Origin of the sequence: Neisseria mucosa (assembly GCF_003044445.1) — a bacterium.
Classification (GTDB): Bacteria; Pseudomonadota; Gammaproteobacteria; order Burkholderiales; family Neisseriaceae; genus Neisseria; species Neisseria mucosa_A.
The window spans coordinates 70,669-88,489 of the sequence record NZ_POWX01000004.1; the positions used below are offsets into that span (position 1 = coordinate 70,669).

Annotated in this window: 11 protein-coding genes and 2 pseudogenes; 6 read left to right on the top strand and 7 right to left on the bottom strand. The window is 50.3% G+C overall.

What is annotated here, in order from left to right; all coding sequences use genetic code 11:
• Nucleotides 1-164 precede the first annotated feature (164 nt).
• The 3 genes from rpoD to DBY90_RS03585 all read right to left on the bottom strand — a co-directional run bounded on the left by rpoD (nt 165) and on the right by DBY90_RS03585 (nt 7,610).
• The gene (gene rpoD / locus DBY90_RS03570; RefSeq protein ID WP_107986546.1) at nt 165-2,114 is read right to left on the bottom strand and encodes an RNA polymerase sigma factor RpoD; all 1,950 of its coding nucleotides are present in this window, start codon (nt 2,112-2,114) and stop codon (nt 165-167) included.
• Nucleotides 2,115-2,334: 220 nt separating this feature from the next.
• The gene (gene dnaG / locus DBY90_RS03580) at nt 2,335-4,107 is read right to left on the bottom strand and encodes a DNA primase (RefSeq protein WP_107986548.1); all 1,773 of its coding nucleotides are present in this window, start codon (nt 4,105-4,107) and stop codon (nt 2,335-2,337) included.
• A 314-nt stretch (nt 4,108-4,421) separates the two neighbouring features.
• A complete protein-coding gene (locus tag DBY90_RS03585; protein ID WP_070492302.1) occupies nt 4,422-7,610 on the bottom strand; it encodes a TonB-dependent receptor domain-containing protein in 3,189 nt (1,062 codons plus the stop codon).
• A 447-nt stretch (nt 7,611-8,057) separates the two neighbouring features.
• Between DBY90_RS03585 and DBY90_RS03590 the strand changes: the two genes are divergently transcribed.
• Entirely contained in the window at nt 8,058-8,738 is a 681-nt protein-coding gene (locus tag DBY90_RS03590; RefSeq protein WP_070492304.1) for a sulfite exporter TauE/SafE family protein, read from the top strand.
• 270 nt (nt 8,739-9,008) lie between these two features.
• Entirely contained in the window at nt 9,009-10,328 is a 1,320-nt protein-coding gene (locus DBY90_RS03595) for a DUF445 domain-containing protein (protein WP_070492306.1), read from the top strand.
• Between the two features lie 77 nt (nt 10,329-10,405).
• On the opposite strand, the gene DBY90_RS03600 is transcribed toward DBY90_RS03595, so the two are convergent.
• Nucleotides 10,406-11,842, bottom strand: coding sequence for an NAD-dependent succinate-semialdehyde dehydrogenase (locus DBY90_RS03600; RefSeq protein ID WP_070492307.1), 1,437 nt, complete (start codon nt 11,840-11,842; stop codon nt 10,406-10,408).
• A gap of 108 nt (nt 11,843-11,950) precedes the next feature.
• On the opposite strand from DBY90_RS03600, the pseudogene DBY90_RS13630 reads away from it, so the two are divergent.
• Nucleotides 11,951-12,205 (top strand): annotated as a pseudogene (locus tag DBY90_RS13630) (hypothetical protein); the annotation flags it as partial.
• Between the two features lie 43 nt (nt 12,206-12,248).
• On the top strand, nt 12,249-12,806 hold the full coding sequence (locus tag DBY90_RS03605; protein WP_070492310.1) for a hypothetical protein: 558 nt from the start codon (nt 12,249-12,251) through the stop codon (nt 12,804-12,806).
• A 325-nt stretch (nt 12,807-13,131) separates the two neighbouring features.
• On the opposite strand, the gene secF is transcribed toward DBY90_RS03605, so the two are convergent.
• The 3 genes from secF to yajC form a co-directional block, all read right to left on the bottom strand.
• Nucleotides 13,132-14,067 (bottom strand): protein translocase subunit SecF, encoded by a 936-nt coding sequence (secF, locus tag DBY90_RS03615; RefSeq protein WP_070492312.1) that lies wholly within the window; start codon nt 14,065-14,067, stop codon nt 13,132-13,134.
• A 3-nt stretch (nt 14,068-14,070) separates the two neighbouring features.
• Entirely contained in the window at nt 14,071-15,924 is a 1,854-nt protein-coding gene (gene secD / locus DBY90_RS03620; protein WP_070492314.1) for a protein translocase subunit SecD, read from the bottom strand.
• A gap of 75 nt (nt 15,925-15,999) precedes the next feature.
• Nucleotides 16,000-16,266: a preprotein translocase subunit YajC gene (yajC, locus tag DBY90_RS03625; protein WP_019270848.1), complete on the bottom strand. Its 267-nt coding sequence runs from the start codon at nt 16,264-16,266 to the stop codon at nt 16,000-16,002.
• Nucleotides 16,267-16,496: 230 nt separating this feature from the next.
• On the opposite strand from yajC, the gene DBY90_RS03630 reads away from it, so the two are divergent.
• Nucleotides 16,497-17,627: a histone deacetylase family protein gene (locus DBY90_RS03630; protein ID WP_070492317.1), complete on the top strand. Its 1,131-nt coding sequence runs from the start codon at nt 16,497-16,499 to the stop codon at nt 17,625-17,627.
• A 27-nt stretch (nt 17,628-17,654) separates the two neighbouring features.
• Nucleotides 17,655-17,798 (top strand): annotated as a pseudogene (locus tag DBY90_RS13105) (IS5/IS1182 family transposase); the annotation flags it as partial.
• Between the last annotated feature and the right edge of the window lie 23 nt (nt 17,799-17,821).

The following is a 17,821-nucleotide window of genomic DNA, read 5'->3' on the forward strand; positions in this document are numbered from 1 at the left end:
AGGCTGCTGAAACTTTCCCTATTATTCGCGGGCAAAGCCCACGCTATGGGTTTTAAGCAAGCATAGTGTAATGAACACAAAAGGTCGTCTGAAAACGTACAACTTCTGTTTCAGACGACCTCAGGCATATAAAAACCGCAGGGATAAACCTGCGGTTTGCTGTTTTACAGTTTGCTGTCTTCGCTGTCGAGGAAGCTTCTGAGGCGGTCGCTGCGGGTCGGATGACGCAGTTTGCGCAGGGCTTTGGCTTCGATTTGACGGATACGTTCGCGGGTTACGTCAAACTGTTTGCCGACTTCTTCGAGCGTGTGGTCGGTATTCATGTCGATACCGAAGCGCATACGCAGGACTTTGGCTTCGCGCGGGGTCAGGCTTTCGAGGATTTCTTTGGTGACTTCGTGCAGGCTGGTGTACATCGCGGCGTCTGCAGGGGCAACGTTGTTGGCGTCCTCGATGAAGTCGCCCAAGTGCGAATCGTCGTCGTCGCCGATCGGGGTTTCCATCGAAATCGGCTCTTTGGCGATTTTCATGATTTTGCGGATTTTGTCTTCCGGCATTTCCATCAACTCGGCAAGTTTAGCGGAATCGGGCTCTTCGCCGGTTTCTTGCAGATACTGGCGGGAGATGCGGTTCATCTTGTTGATGGTTTCAATCATGTGCACCGGAATACGGATGGTGCGCGCTTGGTCGGCAATCGAGCGGGTAATCGCCTGGCGGATCCACCATGTCGCGTAGGTGGAGAATTTGTAGCCGCGGCGGTATTCGAACTTGTCGACCGCCTTCATCAAGCCGATGTTGCCTTCTTGAATCAAATCAAGGAACTGCAAACCTCGGTTGGTGTATTTTTTGGCGATGGAAATCACCAGGCGCAAGTTTGCCTGAATCATTTCCTGCTTGGCGGCTGCGGTTTCTTTTTCGCTCGACACCATGTTTTTGTTGATGTCTTTCAGCTCTTCGATGGAAATGCGGGTTTCTTTTTCCATGTTCGCCAACTCGGTTTGTTTTTCGAGGATGGCGTGGCGGAAGCGGTCAAGCGCGTCGCTCCAGACTCTGCCTTTGGCGACTTCTTCTTCCACCCATTTCAGGTTGGTGATTTCGGGCAGGAAGTTTTGGATGAAGTAGTCGCGTTCCATATGGGCTCGGTCAAGGCAGATGTCGCGGATTTCGCGTTCGAGCTTGCGGATATTTTCAACACGGCTGCGCAGGTTGCCGCTGAGGCTTTCGATTTGACGGGTGGCAAAGCGGACTTCCAAGAGCTTGTTGGCAATGGCGTCGCGGTGTGCCAGATAATCCGGGTGACGGCTGTCGTGTTTTTCCAGCTTTTTGATCATCTTGCCGTATTCGCTTTCGATGAAGGCGAAATGATCCAGCACTTTTTGCTTCAATTCGGCAAGATGAGCGGCAGACATGGCTTCGGCATCGCTGCCGGAATCGTCGTCATCTTCGTCTTCATCCTCTTCATCTTCGTCGCTGCCGCTGGAATCGTCGTCGTTTGACGCGCTTTCCAAGTGTCCCAAGCCCAATTCGTTGAGCAACACTTCGTTCGGATCGATGATGGCTTCGACCACTTCGTCCACGCGGATTTCATCCTTGCGGATTTGCTCGATCAGCTCGAGGATTTCGGCAATGGAGCCCGGACAGGCGGAAATTGCCTGCACCATGTTTTTCAGGGCGTTTTCGATTTTTTTGGCGATGATGATTTCGTCTTCGCGGGTCAGCAGGTCAACCTGCCCCATTTCGCGCATATACATACGCACGGGGTCGGTGGTTCTGCCGAATTCGGAGTCCGCGCTGGACAAGGCGGCTTCTGCTTCGGCAACGGCATCGTCGTCGGTAACGGCGGCGGCGTTGTCGCTCAACAAAATGTCTTCCGCGTCAGGCGCCTGTTCGGTCACTTGGATGCCCAAGCCGGAAATCATGCTGACGATGTTGTCGATTTGATCCGCATCGGACATATCGTCGGGCAAGGCGTCGTTGATTTCGGAATAAGTGATGTAGCCGCGTTCCTTACCCATGATGATGAGCTGGCGCAGGCGGGCGCGCTGCTCTTCGAGGGTCAGCGGACGGTTGTCGTCCTGTTCTTGATAGTCTTCGTGATTTTGGTCTTTAGACATGGATTACTTTCTTGATCTGATGGTGTGCCAACGGTTTGCATGATGCACCTGAAGGCGGAACAGAGTTACAACCGATTTAAATTCAATCTGCCGGGTTGTAACGCTGAGGTCGTCTGAAAGCTCTTTGGAACGGGTGTTCTGCGGGATCATGTTCGCAGCTTGGGACAATGCTTTTCTGACGGCCTGAAGGTTGCTGGATTCGGCTGGGATTGCCGTTCGTTCAATTTTGCTTTGCGGTCAAAAGCGACAGCAAGAGTTTTTTTTCATTTTCATTCAAACCCGATTGCAGGCTTTTCTGCTTGAGAGTTTCGATTTGTTTGTATTTTAACTCGTTAAGGAGTTTCTTCATGCCGATTTGGAAGTTCTCGCGGTCTTCTTCGCCTCCGCCTTCCATTTCTTCAGAATAGAGTGTCGATTGGAAGATTTGGTTCACGGTTTCTTCGTAAGGAGAACCGCGCATATACTCTAAAACCTGCGCGGTAGCAGGTACGGCGGCATGGCTTTTAATGGTTTCGGCGAGATTGGCAAGGCAGGCGAAATCGCCGTCCAATGCCACATAATCGGGCAGGTCTATATATGCAGCCCAATCCGGATTTATCAAGAGGCTGCGGATTTGCCGTTGCACCAGCGTCAGCATGACCGGCTGTTTGACGGAAATCGGAGGCAGTTTGTAGCTTTTTTGTTTGACGTGCCGTTTGGGCGCTTCCTGCCCCAGCAGTTGGGCGAGATTGTCGGGATCGATGCCGACCAGCTCGCTAAGCCGTTGTTTCAATAGATACGCCAATGCCGGCGCGGTAATCTGCGCCAAAAGCGGCGAACTGGTTTTCACCAATTCCGCCTTACCTTCCTGCGTATTGAGATTGAGGTCGTCTGAAAGATGCTCCCAAAAATATTCCGACAAAGGCTTGCTTTGATTCAACAGCGCGTCTTCAAATTGCGCTTTTCCGTAGGCGCGGATGTAGCTGTCGGGGTCGTGTTCTTCCGGCAGGAATAAAAAATGCAGCGATTTATCGTCTTTCAACTGCGGCAACGCATTTTCCAGCGCGCGCCAAGCCGCTTTCCGACCCGCGCTGTCGCCGTCGAAACAGAAATAAATACTGTCCGCCTGCCGCATCAGGATTTTGACGTGTTCCGCCGTCGTCGCCGTGCCCAAAGCCGCCACGCCGTAGCCCACGCCGAACTGCGCCAGCGCGACCACATCCATATAGCCTTCGACCACCAAAATCCGCCCTGCTTCCTTGACCGCGGCACGCCCTTCATACAAGCCGTAAAGGTTTTTCCCCTTATCAAACAAAGGCGTATCAGGCGAATTCAAATATTTCGGTTTCGAGTCGTCCAACACCCTGCCGCCGAAACCGATGACCTGCCCGCGCGGATTGCGGATAGGAAACATAATCCGATGACGGAAGCGGTCGTAATGCCGACCCTCATTGTCAATCACCATCCCCGTATCCACCAACGCGGTATTCGGGTACGGTTGGAACACTTGCGCCAAAGGCTGCCAGCCGTCGGGCGCGTAGCCCAAACCATAATGCGCGATGACTTCCGCGCTCAAGCCGCGCCTGTCCAAATAAGCTTTCGCCGCCGGATTGAATTTCAACTGTTGCGCATAAAAATCAGCCGCCGCAGCCGTCGTTTCCTCCAACGTCTGCTGTTTCTTCTTACGTTCGGCACGGACTTCGGGATTATCGCTCTGCCCGCGCACTTTAGGCACAGCCATGCCCACACGGTCGGCAAGAAACTGCACCGCCTCCGGAAACGACAGCCCCTGATGTTCCATCACAAAACCAATCGCCGAACCATGCGCCCCGCAACTGAAACAATGATAAAACTGCTTGGTCGGACTGACTGAAAACGACGGCGTCTTTTCCTTATGGAACGGACAACAAGCCATATAATTCGCCCCGCCCTTCTTCAGCGGAACCTGCTCGTCGATAATATCGACAATATCGACTTTGGCCAGAAGCTCGTCAATGAAATCGGATGGAATCATAGTTCGGCGGATGCGTATGGGCGGGACAAATGTTTTCAGACGACCTTTTATCTTAAAGGTCGTCTGAAAACAGAATCTCAAATCGGGTTGGGAATAAGGTTCGTATTATAGCGTGTATTCAGGATAAAAATAGCACTCTTACAAAACCGACTCCTTAGCTGACAGCTTATGCAACAGAAACCTTCGAGGTCGTCTGAAAATTCGTTTTCAGACGACCTCGAGGGCTTAAAACTTGTATTCTGCTTTGATGACAAAGCCCCTAAATATCCTCTTCCCAATATCGAAATATGGGGAAATCCTAATTTGAAATTACTTTAGAACTTGCCGGTAATCCCTATTCTGATGGTCCTACCCGGCGCGGGCATATGGGTAGGATTGACTGGGTCAAGATAATAGCGATTGCCCAAATTCGTTCCAACCAGTTCGGCGGTTAGGTTCTTGCCGATTTTGTAGCGCAGATAGGCATCCCATGTAGCGACAGGCTGCCATCTCATATAATCGGGGTCTGCCTGTTTTCCATAACCTGCTTGGTCGTAATATGCCTGAAAAATCGCCCTGCGGTTTTGATAAACCCTACTGTGGAAATGGAAACGGACGCCGCTTTCCAGTTTATTGCTAAAGAATCGCCCGCCCAAATCTGCATCGATAGACCAGCGGGGTTGAATCGCCGTAGCAAGATAACCGTCAGTGATGCTGCCATGATTACAGGTTGGATGTTTGATTAATTTTCCTTCTTGAAGATATTTTGATACAACATCAATATCCCTGTATGCATAAGAATCATCACACATCCAGTTTTTCAATGTCCTCAGTACGCCCAATCCGCCAAAAAATTTTCCAGTATCGAAACGCGTCTGCAATTCCACGCCTGTCCTCAATAATTTGTCAAACTGCTCAAACTCGAGATTGTAGTCGCGGTCGATGACGTTTTTTGTTTTGTTGTGGAAGTAGTTGATGCGGAAATCCGCACTTTTCATTTTCGGAAACAACCCTGTCAAATCATGAATATAGCCGATCTCCCAGTTTTTTGCGTGTTCCGGCTTCCAGCCGTAGCCGTAACGGGCGAATGAGCCTGCCGCTGTCGAGAAGCCGTATGTCCCCTCAAAAATGCTGGGAAAGCGCAGGGTTTCGGTATAGCGCAGATAGGCGCGGGCATAATCGGTAAAATTGACGGTCGCGGAAAAAGCTGGAGCCCACCCACTACCGCCCTGTTTTCGGGCGCGCTGCAACTCCGCAGGTGTAATCGGAGTCAGATAATTATCCCTTTCATTATTTCCTATAAGCACTTTATATGGCAACACCATACGGGGACTCTCAGGATTATTTGGATCGTATGCGGGGTTGACCACAGGTGTAACCAAACTAGGTGTAGAGAAAATCGGATTTGTACTCGGATTCAAACGGCCTTTATCGTCCTTAAGCCAATAGTATTCCAGCTTGTCCAGCTTTGGTCTGTTTACATCATTATGGGGAGTGGGATTTAATATTGCCACCCCTCTTTCATCTATTTCGATACTGTCATTGAATTCGTCATTGTTAATCGCATTCAGATAATCACGATATTCCTGCTCGGTAGCCACACGTGTCAGCTTGTAAGCCATCCCACGATTCATCATCAAAGGCTGCCCCCAACTGTCTATTCCCGTTTTCAAACGCTCACTGTGATCTTGTATTTTGAAGTTGGTATAGCGCGCACCTGCCGTCAGTGTCAGCCAGTTCAGCGGCTGATACCGGAAATTGAAACCGAGATTCCATTCCCTACGCCTACCGTTGCGCGGTTCTCCGAAATTGGTCAACTCATAATTGGCTCGGATTTTGCCTTCTTCCACTTCTTCGGGGTATTTGTCCCTTCCCTCATTACGCAACTCTTCGGCAAACTCATTACGGGATCTCAATTTTTCATTTTGGAAATCACCCATTAAGGTCAGCGTCAGTTTATCGTGCAATTTCATACGGTTGGAAAAATTGAAACCGTTGCGGGTATTGTTGGCATAGTAGGCATTACCCTCTATGGTATTGAAGCGTCCGTTGGTGTTTGGAAGCTGTTCGACAACATCAGGTTTTTTTGTGTAACCTGATTCTTCAATTATTCTCTTGGTTTCTTCGTCATAGGTATGCCATCGATTCATGGCGGTTTTCCATGGAGACAGATTATCTACCCTGTCTTCATACAGGGCATCGCCGGGTGAGCCGCCTGCTGTATTGGTTTTGGATTTGGTACGGGTCGTCCACAATGATGCGCTCAAATCTATCCAGCGGCTACCCTCGGGCTTCCACGCATAATCGATATTGTAGGAACGCTGCTTAACCCATGCCCTCGGCCATTCTGCAATCTTATTCAAGTTTTCCGGCGTGGCATAAATCGGACCGATAACGCGGGAAGGCATGATTTCGCCAAAAATAGTATCAGTATGGCGTAGGCCGAATTTAAGAGTCTGATGGTTCGGCAGACGGAAGGTGGTTTTACCTACCCATGATTTGGTTTCGAGCGAAGTATTGGTTACCTCTCCGCCCGGATGATAAAAAAGTCCGATCTTGGCAATGTCAGGTGAACCTAACATATTTTCACTACCGTAAAATTTTTCGCCTCTTGCAGCGGCATCCGCAATCTGCCTGTTTAATTCATTGACCGTTTCCATTGTCCAAGGACCGATATAGCCGTAGCGCTCCGCACCTTTTTTACCGGAAAAATAATTGCCTTTACTGCGGTAGGCATAGGCAAGCATGGCATCAAAATTGTCCTGCTTGGTGGCGGCGGCAATGCGGTAAGCTTTATCCTCCCCAAATCTATTGCGTCCGCTGAAACGCTGACTGACGCGGTCAGTATCGTCCAACATCGCCCGCCAAATACCGCCGAGTGCGACAGCAGGCGCATCCAATGTCCGATAATCGACTGATTTTTCATAGACATTGGCACGTTGTTTGATGGAATTATTGGCAGCCTCCGCCTTCACTTCAAATCCGTATTTCTGCCCTTCGGGGACAATATCGTCGGCATCGATGGTTTTCAAGGCGACGGAGCCGCCTATGCCGCTTTTCATATCACGGCTGAACGAGGGGCCTTTTTCGATGGAAACGCTGCTGATGATGTTGGGGTCGACGTAGTTGCGGTTGTTTGCGCCTGCGTAGCCGCGCCAGACGGTAATCGCCTGCTCAGTGCCGTCGATGGTAACGGGAATCCGTCCCTGTCCCTGTACGCCGCGTATATTTGGGTCCAGCGCACCGCTGTTGCGCGCGTCGCCGCTGTACACGCCGGACATACCGCTCAAAAGGTCGGATACGGTGTTGCCTTTGAAGGTTTCGACTTCGTTTTTGCCTTTGTAAAGATTGACGATTTCGCGGGTATAAACTCGGTTTTTACCGATTTCATCTTTATTGCGTGTGCCTTTGACGGTAACGGTATCTAGAATCACGGTCGGCGTATTATCGGCAGCATAAATGATGGGAGAGAAACCGATGGCGGCAATGCAGGCGGCAAGGGTGTTGACTTTGACTGGCTTCATAACGGATTCCTTGTGTGGCGGAATGTCAGACAGCGTCGTCTGAAAGTTTTCAGACGATCTCGGAAAGGTTTTGCCGCAAGTCAGATTGAATATAAATATAATGATTTTGATTATTATTTATATATTTTCGATAATTTTAACCAAATCTCGATAATATGCAAACATTTGCTTGCTTCTTCGGTATCCTGTTCAGAAATATTTAAATTATTTAACATTTTGTTTTTAAATAAAATCAAATTATTTTCCTCAAAATAAAGCTGCACAAATACGCAGTAGTCCAAAGGTCGTCTGAAAATCCGATGCCTCCAATCAAGACAAAGCGATTTTCAGACGACCTTTCCAAACGGATTCGCAATAATCCGCCCCTATTCCATCCTTTCTTATCCTCATTCCTCCGTTGTTGATACAATACGAAACAGCCTGATAACAATTTCAAATATATCTGATATGGACGAAAACCTTACCTTCCTCACTCTGTTTCTGCTCGGTTTTTTCGGCGGCGGCCACTGCGTCGGTATGTGCGGCGGGTTAAGCAGCGCATTTGCCTTGCAGCTTCCGCCCAACCTCAACCGTTTCGGATTGATTGTCCTGTTGAACTTAGGACGTGTAAGCAGCTATGTCCTCATCGGCTTCCTAGTCGGACTGATCGGGCAGGCAGGGATTTCTTTGGATGACACCCGTGTGTTGCAGCAGGGCCTGTATATCGCGGCAAACATTCTGTTGTTGCTTTTAGGGCTTTATCTGGCGGGAATTTCGACGGCGGCAACGCGTATCGAACGCATCGGCAAACCGATATGGAAGCGGCTGAATCCTTTTTTAAACAAGCTTTTGCCCATCCGTTCCGTCCCAGCCTGTTTCGGCGTGGGGATGCTCTGGGGCTGGCTGCCGTGCGGCCTGGTTTACAGCGCGTCGCTTTACGCTTTGGGCAGCGGCAGCGCGGTTCACGGTGCTTTATATATGTTGGCTTTTTCGCTCGGCACGCTGCCCAACCTTTTGGCGATGGGCATCTTTGCAGCGCAGTTGAAAACGCTTTTGCAAAAACGCAGTATCCGCCTGTTGGCAGGGTTGACGGTGGCGGCTTGGGCCTTGTGGCGGCTTTGGGTTTCGGTTTCAGACTGGACGGCATAAAGGTCGTCTGAAAACCTGTACACAGCCATACCGCAGAATCATGTGAACAGCTTGTGAACAACTCTCCTTTCCTTTTGATTTTCCAAAATAAAAATATCATGATTAAAAAACAGGCAATACAAAATATTGCCCACAACCCGCATTCGGATTGATGTGTGCATTCTGTGGAAAACTCAGATAATATTTTGAAATCTATTGAATATTTTTAGCTGATTAAAAAATAATCAATCTATTCGCAACCCTCTAAAGACAAAAAAGACAGGAATAGAAATGCACACCCTTTCGGAACAAATCCGCTTAAATGAGGCGCGCAAAAAGTTGGCAAAAAGCAGGCGTTGGGCGACGGGCTTGCTGCTCGCGGCGTGCGGGCTGTTTGCAGCCTCCGCCGTTTATGTGCGCCAATATCCTTGGTTGGGATTTGTCAAAGCGTTTGCCGAAGCGGCGATGGTGGGTGCGCTGGCGGACTGGTTTGCCGTAACCGCGCTTTTCAGACGACCTCTCGGGCTGCCAATTCCCCATACCGCGATTTTGCCGCGTAATCAGGCGCGTATCGGCGATGAATTGGGACGGTTTATCGAACACAATTTTTTGCAGGGCAAACCCATCGCCATGCGTATTTATCAAGCGCAGCCCAGCGATAAATTATTGAAATGGCTGGACGGCGAAGACGTGAAATCGCATTGGCTGCCGTGGCTTTCCAAGCAGATTCCGACCCTGCTTGCCATCGCCAAACCGGAACAGACAGCGCGTTTCACAACGATGTTGCTGGAAGAACGTTACAGCGGCGAACAAATCGGCAACACACTTGCCGACGGTTTGCGGCTGCTGAAAGCGCAAGGGATGCACGAAAAAGCGTTTGAAAGCCTGCTCCGTCAGATTCGGCGTTGGCTGAAAACGCCGGAAACCCGCGAAATGTTGGAGCAGAACCTGCGCGAGTGGGCGGCGAAAATCGAAGGCGGCAATCCCGGAACTTGGGACAGGCTCAAAGCGGCGGTGAAATCGACCTTGGTGGAGAAAGTCGATGATTGGGCTGCAGAAAAAGCGTTGGCATGGATAGACGGCTATTTGGCAACTGCGGACAAGCAGGACAACGCGCTGCGCCGACAATTCTTGGTGCAATACGACGAACTGACCGAACGCCTGACCACATCGCGCCTGTGGCACCGCCGCCTGGACAAATTCAAAACTGAGCTTGCGCAGTCGCCCGCCCTGCAACGTCAAATCATGACCCTATGGCGCGGCATTTTGGACTGGGCGCGGGAAGATGTGGAAAAACAAGACTCTTTGTGCCAAGCGCAACTGGAAAAGCTACTGAACCATATGCTTTCGCAAGCCCAGGCATACCCGCAATTTATGCGGCGGGCGGATGTACGGATTTCGCTTTTGGTTCGGGATTTTGTGATGCGTTATAAAGATAAAGCCGCTTTATTTGTCGCGGACAAAGTCAAAGGCTGGGACAGCCGTCTGATGGTGGAAAAACTGGAATTGAGCGTGGGCAAGGATTTGCAATATATCCGCATCAACGGCACACTCGTCGGCGGTCTGGTCGGACTGGTGATTTATACGGTATCGCTATGGCTGGCGGGATAGTATGAAAAAAGGTCGTCTGAAAACAGGATTTCAATGAAATTTGCTTTTCAGACGACTTGTTGCTTCTAGTAGCAAACTTAATCCGCCACATCGATACACAAATATTTCAATTCCAAATATTCGTCCGCACCGTATTTGCTGCCTTCGCGTCCCAGCCCACTGCGTTTTACGCCACCGAACGGTGCCGCTTCATTGCTGATTAAGCCCGTATTGATGCCGACCATGCCGTATTCCAAGGCTTCGCCGACGCGCCACTGGCGGGCGGTGTCGGAGGTGAAGAGGTAGGCCGCCAAACCGTATTCCGTATCGTTGGCGGCCGCGATGACTTCGGCTTCGGTTTCAAAGCGGAACACGGGGCACAACGGCCCGAAGGTTTCTTCGCGCGCCACCGCCATTTGCGCCGTTACGCCGCTTAAAACGGTCGGTTCGAAAAACGTTCCGCCCAATGCGCTGCGTTTGCCGCCGGTCAGGCAGACCGCGCCTTTGGAGAGCGCGTCGGCGATGTGCTGCTCGACTTTCTCCACCGCTTTTTCCTCAATCAGCGGCCCTTGGTTGACGCCTTCATCCAAGCCGTTGCCCAATTTGAGCGCAGCTACTTTTTCACTCAATTTACGGCAAAATTCTTCGTAAATTCCTGATTGAGCGTAAACGCGGTTGGTGCAGACGCAGGTCTGACCGCTGTTGCGGAACTTGCTGGCGAGTGCACCTTCGACGGCTTTGTCCAAATCGGCATCGTCAAACACGATAAACGGCGCGTTGCCGCCCAGTTCCAAACTGAGTTTTTTAATGTCTGCCGCGCTGTCGGCAAAAATTTTCGCGCCGACTTCGGTCGAACCCGTAAAGCTGATTTTGCGCACGGTCGGATTCGTGGCAAATTCATGGCTGATTTCCGAAGCACGACCGCTAACGACGGGAAGCAAATCCTGCGGCACGCCAGCTTCGTAAGCCAGTAGCGCCAGCGCATACGCGCTCAGGGGCGTGAGCGACGCAGGTTTGACTATCATCGCGCAGCCCACCGCCAAAGCAGGCGCAGCCTTGCGCGCAATCATCGCGGACGGGAAGTTCCACGGCGTAATCGCGGCGGTAACGCCGACAGGCTGTTTCAACACGACCAGTTTTTGCGACGCCTTCACACTTGTCAGCACATCGCCGTCAATCCGCCGCGCCTCTTCGGCAAACCAGCGCACAAACGAAGCCGCATAATCGATTTCGCCGCGCGCCTCGGTCAGGCTTTTACCCTGTTCCATCGTCATGATGCGCGCCAGTTCTTCTTTGTTTTCCTTTATCAGAAAATACCAACGCCACAACACATCGGCGCGTTCCAACGCAGTTTTTGCCGCCCATAATTTTTGTGCTGCATCCGCCTTTTGAATCAGCAGCTTGAGGTCGTCTGAATGGGTCGTGCGGACAAACGCCAAAGTCTCGCCCGTCGCCGGATTATCGACTTTGATGCCGTCTGAAATCGGGGAAAAAGAAATGTCGGGATGATTTAACAATGATGCAAAAGAGTTCATGCCTGCCCTCGTATGTATAGATGATAGATGGAGGTCATTATTCTCTTGATAGGGGAAAAGCGCAAACTGCTGAAACATTACGTCGCCGATTTTTCGACTTTGCCGTTTTATAGTGGATTAAATTTAAATCAGGACAAGGCGACGAAGCCGCAGACAGTACAAATAGTACGACAAGGCGAGGCAACGCCGTACTGGTTTAAATTTAATCCACTATATATTGAGCGAAATAGCAAAACCCGCAACTATATAAGGGTAAAATATTTAGATGTCCTTTCAAAAGTAAATTTACTTTTCCGTTTGATGCTTTTATTAAAGATTTGTCTAAACCAAAGACAAAGTATGTTATCTCTGCTATTGTGTTAACGTTTAGCACCACTTTTATCAATAATTCATATGGAGTAAACCGATGAATAAAAATACCAAGTTACTGATTTCTGCCGTTATTGCCGCTGCCGCGCTGTCCGCATGTTCCAGCTCTTCCAAAGGAAAACCTGCTGCGCAACCTGCTCCTGCTCCGCAACAAGCAGCGCAACAAAACCAACCTTTCACTCCTCAAACCATGAAAGTGGACGCTATCGACAGCACCAAAGAGGTACACTACCGCTGCGGTCAAAACGGTCAAGACCCATTGAGCGTTATGTACGGCTTCAAAGGCAACGAACCTGTTGCAGCACAAGTGAAATACAAAAACGAACTGACCCCCAACCTGTTCCGCATCGTCGGCTCCAGCGACGATATTAATGCCTTCTGGGGCGAAAATGTCGCATGGGTGGCAGGTCGTGCCAATTTGGGCAATATCGACAAAGTGGACGGCAATATGCTGACCGTACGCGGTAAAACAACTGTTAACGGCAAAGAAGAAGTCGTTGATCAAATCGTTGCGAAATACTGCTCCGTTGCCAACGCCCCTGCCAAAGCAGGCAAACCGGCTCCTAAAAAATCTGCCGGAAAAGCAAAACGTTAATTTCTAACTCCACCCGTAGAAGTTAATCTGAGGTCGTCTGAAAATTTTCAGACGACCTTTTTGCATTTTGTGTAATTCATTACCAAGAGCAGCATAGAAGTGTCCGTCTTATACAGTCGATTACTTTCAAAGAATCCTTCCCTTTAAGCCAATCTTTCCCTTCCTCTATCTGAAACAAGAAAAGTGTGTTCCTTTCCATACAGTCAAAACAATACCGCCATATTTGCATCACAACTATCAAATCAACTACCCAAAATAAAAAAGTCGTCTGAAAACCTGTTGCCAAGTTTTCAGATGACTTCTTCAAATCGCAATCATGAAAAAATCAGACCACGACTTCTTCTTTCTTCTTCACTTCCTTCGCGATATTGTCGCGGCTCAGACCAAACATCAGCAAGAGCGGGCTGGCTACCAATACTGAAGAGTAAATACCGAACACGATACCGATGGTCAACGCCATGGAGAAACCGTGCAACGCTGCGCCGCCGAACACCAGCATGGAAACGACCATTGCCTCGGTCGAACCGTGGGTAATGATGGTACGGCTCATGGTGGCGGTAATCGCGTTGTCAATGACTTGCGGAACGGTGTGTCCGCGCATACTCGGTTTGCGGAAGTTCTCACGGATACGGTCGAAGACGACGACGGATTCGTTCACGGAATAGCCCAATACGGCAAGGATACCCGCTAACACGGTCAGTGAGAACTCCCATTGGAAGAAGGCGAAGCAGCCTAAAATAATCACGATGTCGTGCATATTCGCGATGATGGCGGATACAGCGAAACGCCATTCAAAGCGCATCGACAGGTAAACGATGATACCCGCCACGACGAAGCCCAGTGCCATCAGACCGTTGGTTACCAATTCTTCGCCTACCTGCGGACCGATAAATTCGACTTGGCGCAGGGTAACGTCGGGCTGCTCTTTTTTCAGCAAGTCCATAACCTGATTGGAAAGCTGGGCGGAAGTTACGCCTTCTTTGTTGGGCAGACGAATCATAATGTGTTTATTCGTACCCAACGCCTGAACTTGGACATCACCCATTTTCAGGGTATCGAGTTTTTCACGGGTTTTGTTGACGTCCACGCCCTGCTGATATTGCACTTCCATCACGGTACCGCCGGTAAATTCGACGGAGAAGTTCAAACCTTTGGTAACGAGGAAGAATACGGCGGCAATAAAGGTTACCAACGAAATAAAGGTCGTCAGTTTGCCGTAGCTCATAAACGGGATGTCGCGTTTGATTTTAAAGAGTTCCATGTCTTACTCCTTGCCAGCCGCAGTTTCGGCTTTAGGTTTCCATACTGCGCCGATGGAAATGTTCTGCAATTTGCGGCGGCGTCCGTACCAAAGATTCACTAAGGCGCGGAAGACGACGACGGATGAGTACATCGAAGTCAGGATACCCAGACAGTGTACGACGGCAAACCCGCGGACCGGGCCGGAACCGAATACCAAAAGGGCAATACCGGCAATCAGAGAGGTCAGGTTGGAGTCGACGATGGTTGCCCATGCGTGTTGGAAACCGAGGTTGATTGCCTGTTGCGGCGGCACACCTTCGCGCAACTCTTCGCGGATACGTTCGTTAATCAATACGTTGGAGTCAATCGCCATACCCAACGTCAACGCCAATGCGGCAATACCGGGCAGCGTCAGCGTTGCCTGCATGGCAGACAAAATACCGACTAAGAACAAGATGTTGGTACTCAGGGCGATGGTCGAGAAGAATCCCATCAGGCGGTAGTAAACCACCATGAACAAGGCAACGGCGGTAAAGCCCCATAAGGTCGAATGGAAACCTTTTTCAATGTTTTCTTTACCCAAAGACGGGCCGATGGTGCGCTCTTCCACGATTTGCATCGGTGCAGCGAGAGAACCTGCACGCAGCAACAAGGAAGTATCATTGGCCTCCGCCTGCGTCATGCTGCCGGAAATTTCCACGCGTCCGCCGGTAATAGCGGAACGGATAACCGGTGCGGTAACCACTTCGGATTTGCCTTGGTCAATCAACACCATCGCCATGCGTTTGCCGACGTTGGCGGCGGTCAATTCGCCGAAAATACTGCCGCCTGCGCTATCCAAGCTCAGACTGACGGCAGGTGCGCCCATTTGGTCGAAACTGGGTTGCGCGTCATTGATATTGTCACCGGTCAATTCAACCTGTTTGTTAATCAGCAAGGTTTCAGGATGATCACCACCACTGGTCAGCAACTCGAAACCGCTCGGAACATTACCTTCCAAAGCTTCGCGCACTTTGACAGGGTCGTCTTCCACCATGCGTACTTCCAAAGTCGCGGTACGGCCGATAATGTCTTTTGCTTTGGCTGTATCTTGTACACCCGGCAGCTGCACGACGATACGGTCGAGGCCAGATTGCTGGATGACAGGTTCAGCCACGCCCAACTCATTGACACGGTTATGCAAGGTGGTGATGTTTTGTTTCACCGCATCGGATCGTACTTTGTTAATCGCTTCTTCGGACAATGTCAGCGTGATGTTATTGCCGTCGGCATTTAAATTTGCCTCAGGGAAAAGCTGACGCAGCTTAGGCATGGCTTTTTGTACGTCGGCAACGTCCTGCATCGGGACAATCAGACCGTTTTCAATCTGACGGACGGTACCGGTGCGGATTTTTTCACGGCGCATTTCGCGGCGGATGTCGCCCGAATAACGTTCAAACGTTTTCTGCATCGCAGCTTTCATGTCCACCTGCATGGTGAAATGCACACCGCCGCGCAAGTCCAAGCCTAAGAACATCGGATTGGCGCCGATTTTTGCCATCCATTCGGGGCTGTCTGCCAGCAGGTTGAGCGCAGTAATATAGCCATCGCCCAAAGTGTTTTCTATAACGTCGCGGGCTTTAAGCTGGGTTTCGGTATCTTTGAAACGCACTTTCAGCGAGTTGTTTGTAACAAACATCCCGTCGGTCTGAATACCTGCCTGCTTCAGCGCGGCATCCACTTTGGACTGGGTCTGTTCGTTGATAACGATGGCTTGTCGGTTGGTTGATACCTGTACTGCGGGCGTTTCACCGAAAAGGTTGGGCAGCGAATACACTACGGCAACCAAAATCGAGCACGCAATCAGCAGGTATTTCCATAAAGGATAACGGTTCATGGTAAACCTTCGATTTATTATTAAGACAAACAGCCGCGCTCAGCTTTCCGAGGCGGCTCTTGGCAAAAATACGGATTACTCGGCTTTGGCGGCAATCGCGTTACGTTCCACTTCGACTTCGATTTTTGCACCCTGACCGATGTCCACAGTGAAAAACTGCTCGCCGACTTTGGTAACACGGCCTTTGAAGCCTGCTGCCAAAACAACCTTATCGCCGACTTTCAAAGCGGCAAGCATGGCTTGGTGTGCTTTGAATTTCTTTTGTTGGGGACGCATGATCAGGAAGTAGAACACCACCATAATCAGCACTAAAGGGGCAAATTGGGCCACAGTTTGATTCATAATTTGTCCGTTTTCTAAGAGATTAAAATTAAGTAAAACACCGCTTGCGGCAGAAAAAAGCATTGGTACAGCCGCAAAATTAAGCTATTCTAAAGGTCGTCTGAAAAATTTCCAAGCTTTTCCCTATTTATTAACCATATTTATCATGTCAGGTCGTCTGAAAATGAAGTTTCCATGACATTAAGACCTGCCCCCTTCCCACCAACGACAGGCTCCGCGCCCTTTTCCTCATGAAAAAACTCATTCGACGACTGCGTACGCGCCTACGCCGCCTTTTGGGTAAAAATGCGCGCACGGTCTGGATTTCTCATCCCATTTTTGCGCAACACCAGCCCGGCGTAGGACACCCCGACTCGCCCGAACGCACTGCCGTTATCAAGGCAGAACTCAAACGCCAGGATATTTGGCGGCATCTGCAAACTGTCGAAGCCGAAGAAATCAGCGATGCCCGCCTCGCCTTGGTTCATCCGCGCAAATACCTGCGCTCTCTAGAAGCCTGCCTGCCCCAGCCGGACAAAATCTACCGTCTCGACGGCGACACCGTCATGAGTCATGGTTCGCTCAAAGCTGCCCGTCACGCCGCAGGTGCTGTCGTTCAGGCGGTGGACATGGTAATGAATAAGAAAGCATGGCACGCCTTTTGCGCCGTCCGCCCACCCGGACATCACGCACACAGCGATAAAGCCGGCGGTTTCTGCCTATTAAACAATGTCGCCGCAGGCGTCATGCATGCCATTGCCGAATACCGCCTGCAACGCATCGCCGTCATCGACTTCGACGTCCATTACGGCGACGGCACAGCGGAAATCTTCAAAGACGACCCGCGCGTCCTGTTTATGAACCTTTTTGAAACCGACCTCTTCCCATTTCCCGAAACCAACCATTCTGCCAACGGTGCCAATATGCTGCACCTGCCTTTCGCATCCAACACCGGCAGCCGCGTTTTCCGCACTACCGTACGCGAACAATGGTTGCACAAACTGACCGCATTCAAACCCGAGCTGGTCTTACTGTCTGCAGGTTTCGATGGGCACAAACAAGACGAAACAGGTCGTTTGAACCTGCACGAAGCCGATTTCGCCTGGCTAACCCACAAAATCATCCAAGCCGCATCAAGCTGCTCAGGCAGAATCGTTTCCGTACTGGAAGGCGGCTACACACTCGAACCTTTGGCAAAATCCGCCGCAGCCCATATCAGCGTCCTCGTAGGACTACCCAAAGCAGACTATGTTGCCGCCTATCAAAGACACTTGAAACGCGGGCAAAAAAGGGGAGATTCCCAGTCTTCCGAATGGCAATCTAAATTATTAAACGAAAGATTATCTGAAAATAAGATTCAAGGTTTTCAGACGACCTTTTAGCGGGTAGATTGCTCTCCAGATTGTTGTTATGGTGGATTAAATTTAAATCAGGACAAGGCAACGAAGCCGCAGACAGTACAAATAGTACGGCAAGGCGAGGCAACGCCGTACTGGTTTAAATTTAATCCACTATACCGTAAAAGGTCGTCTGAAAATCCTACCCACTCAAAAACAAACCGCCCTTTCAGGCGGTT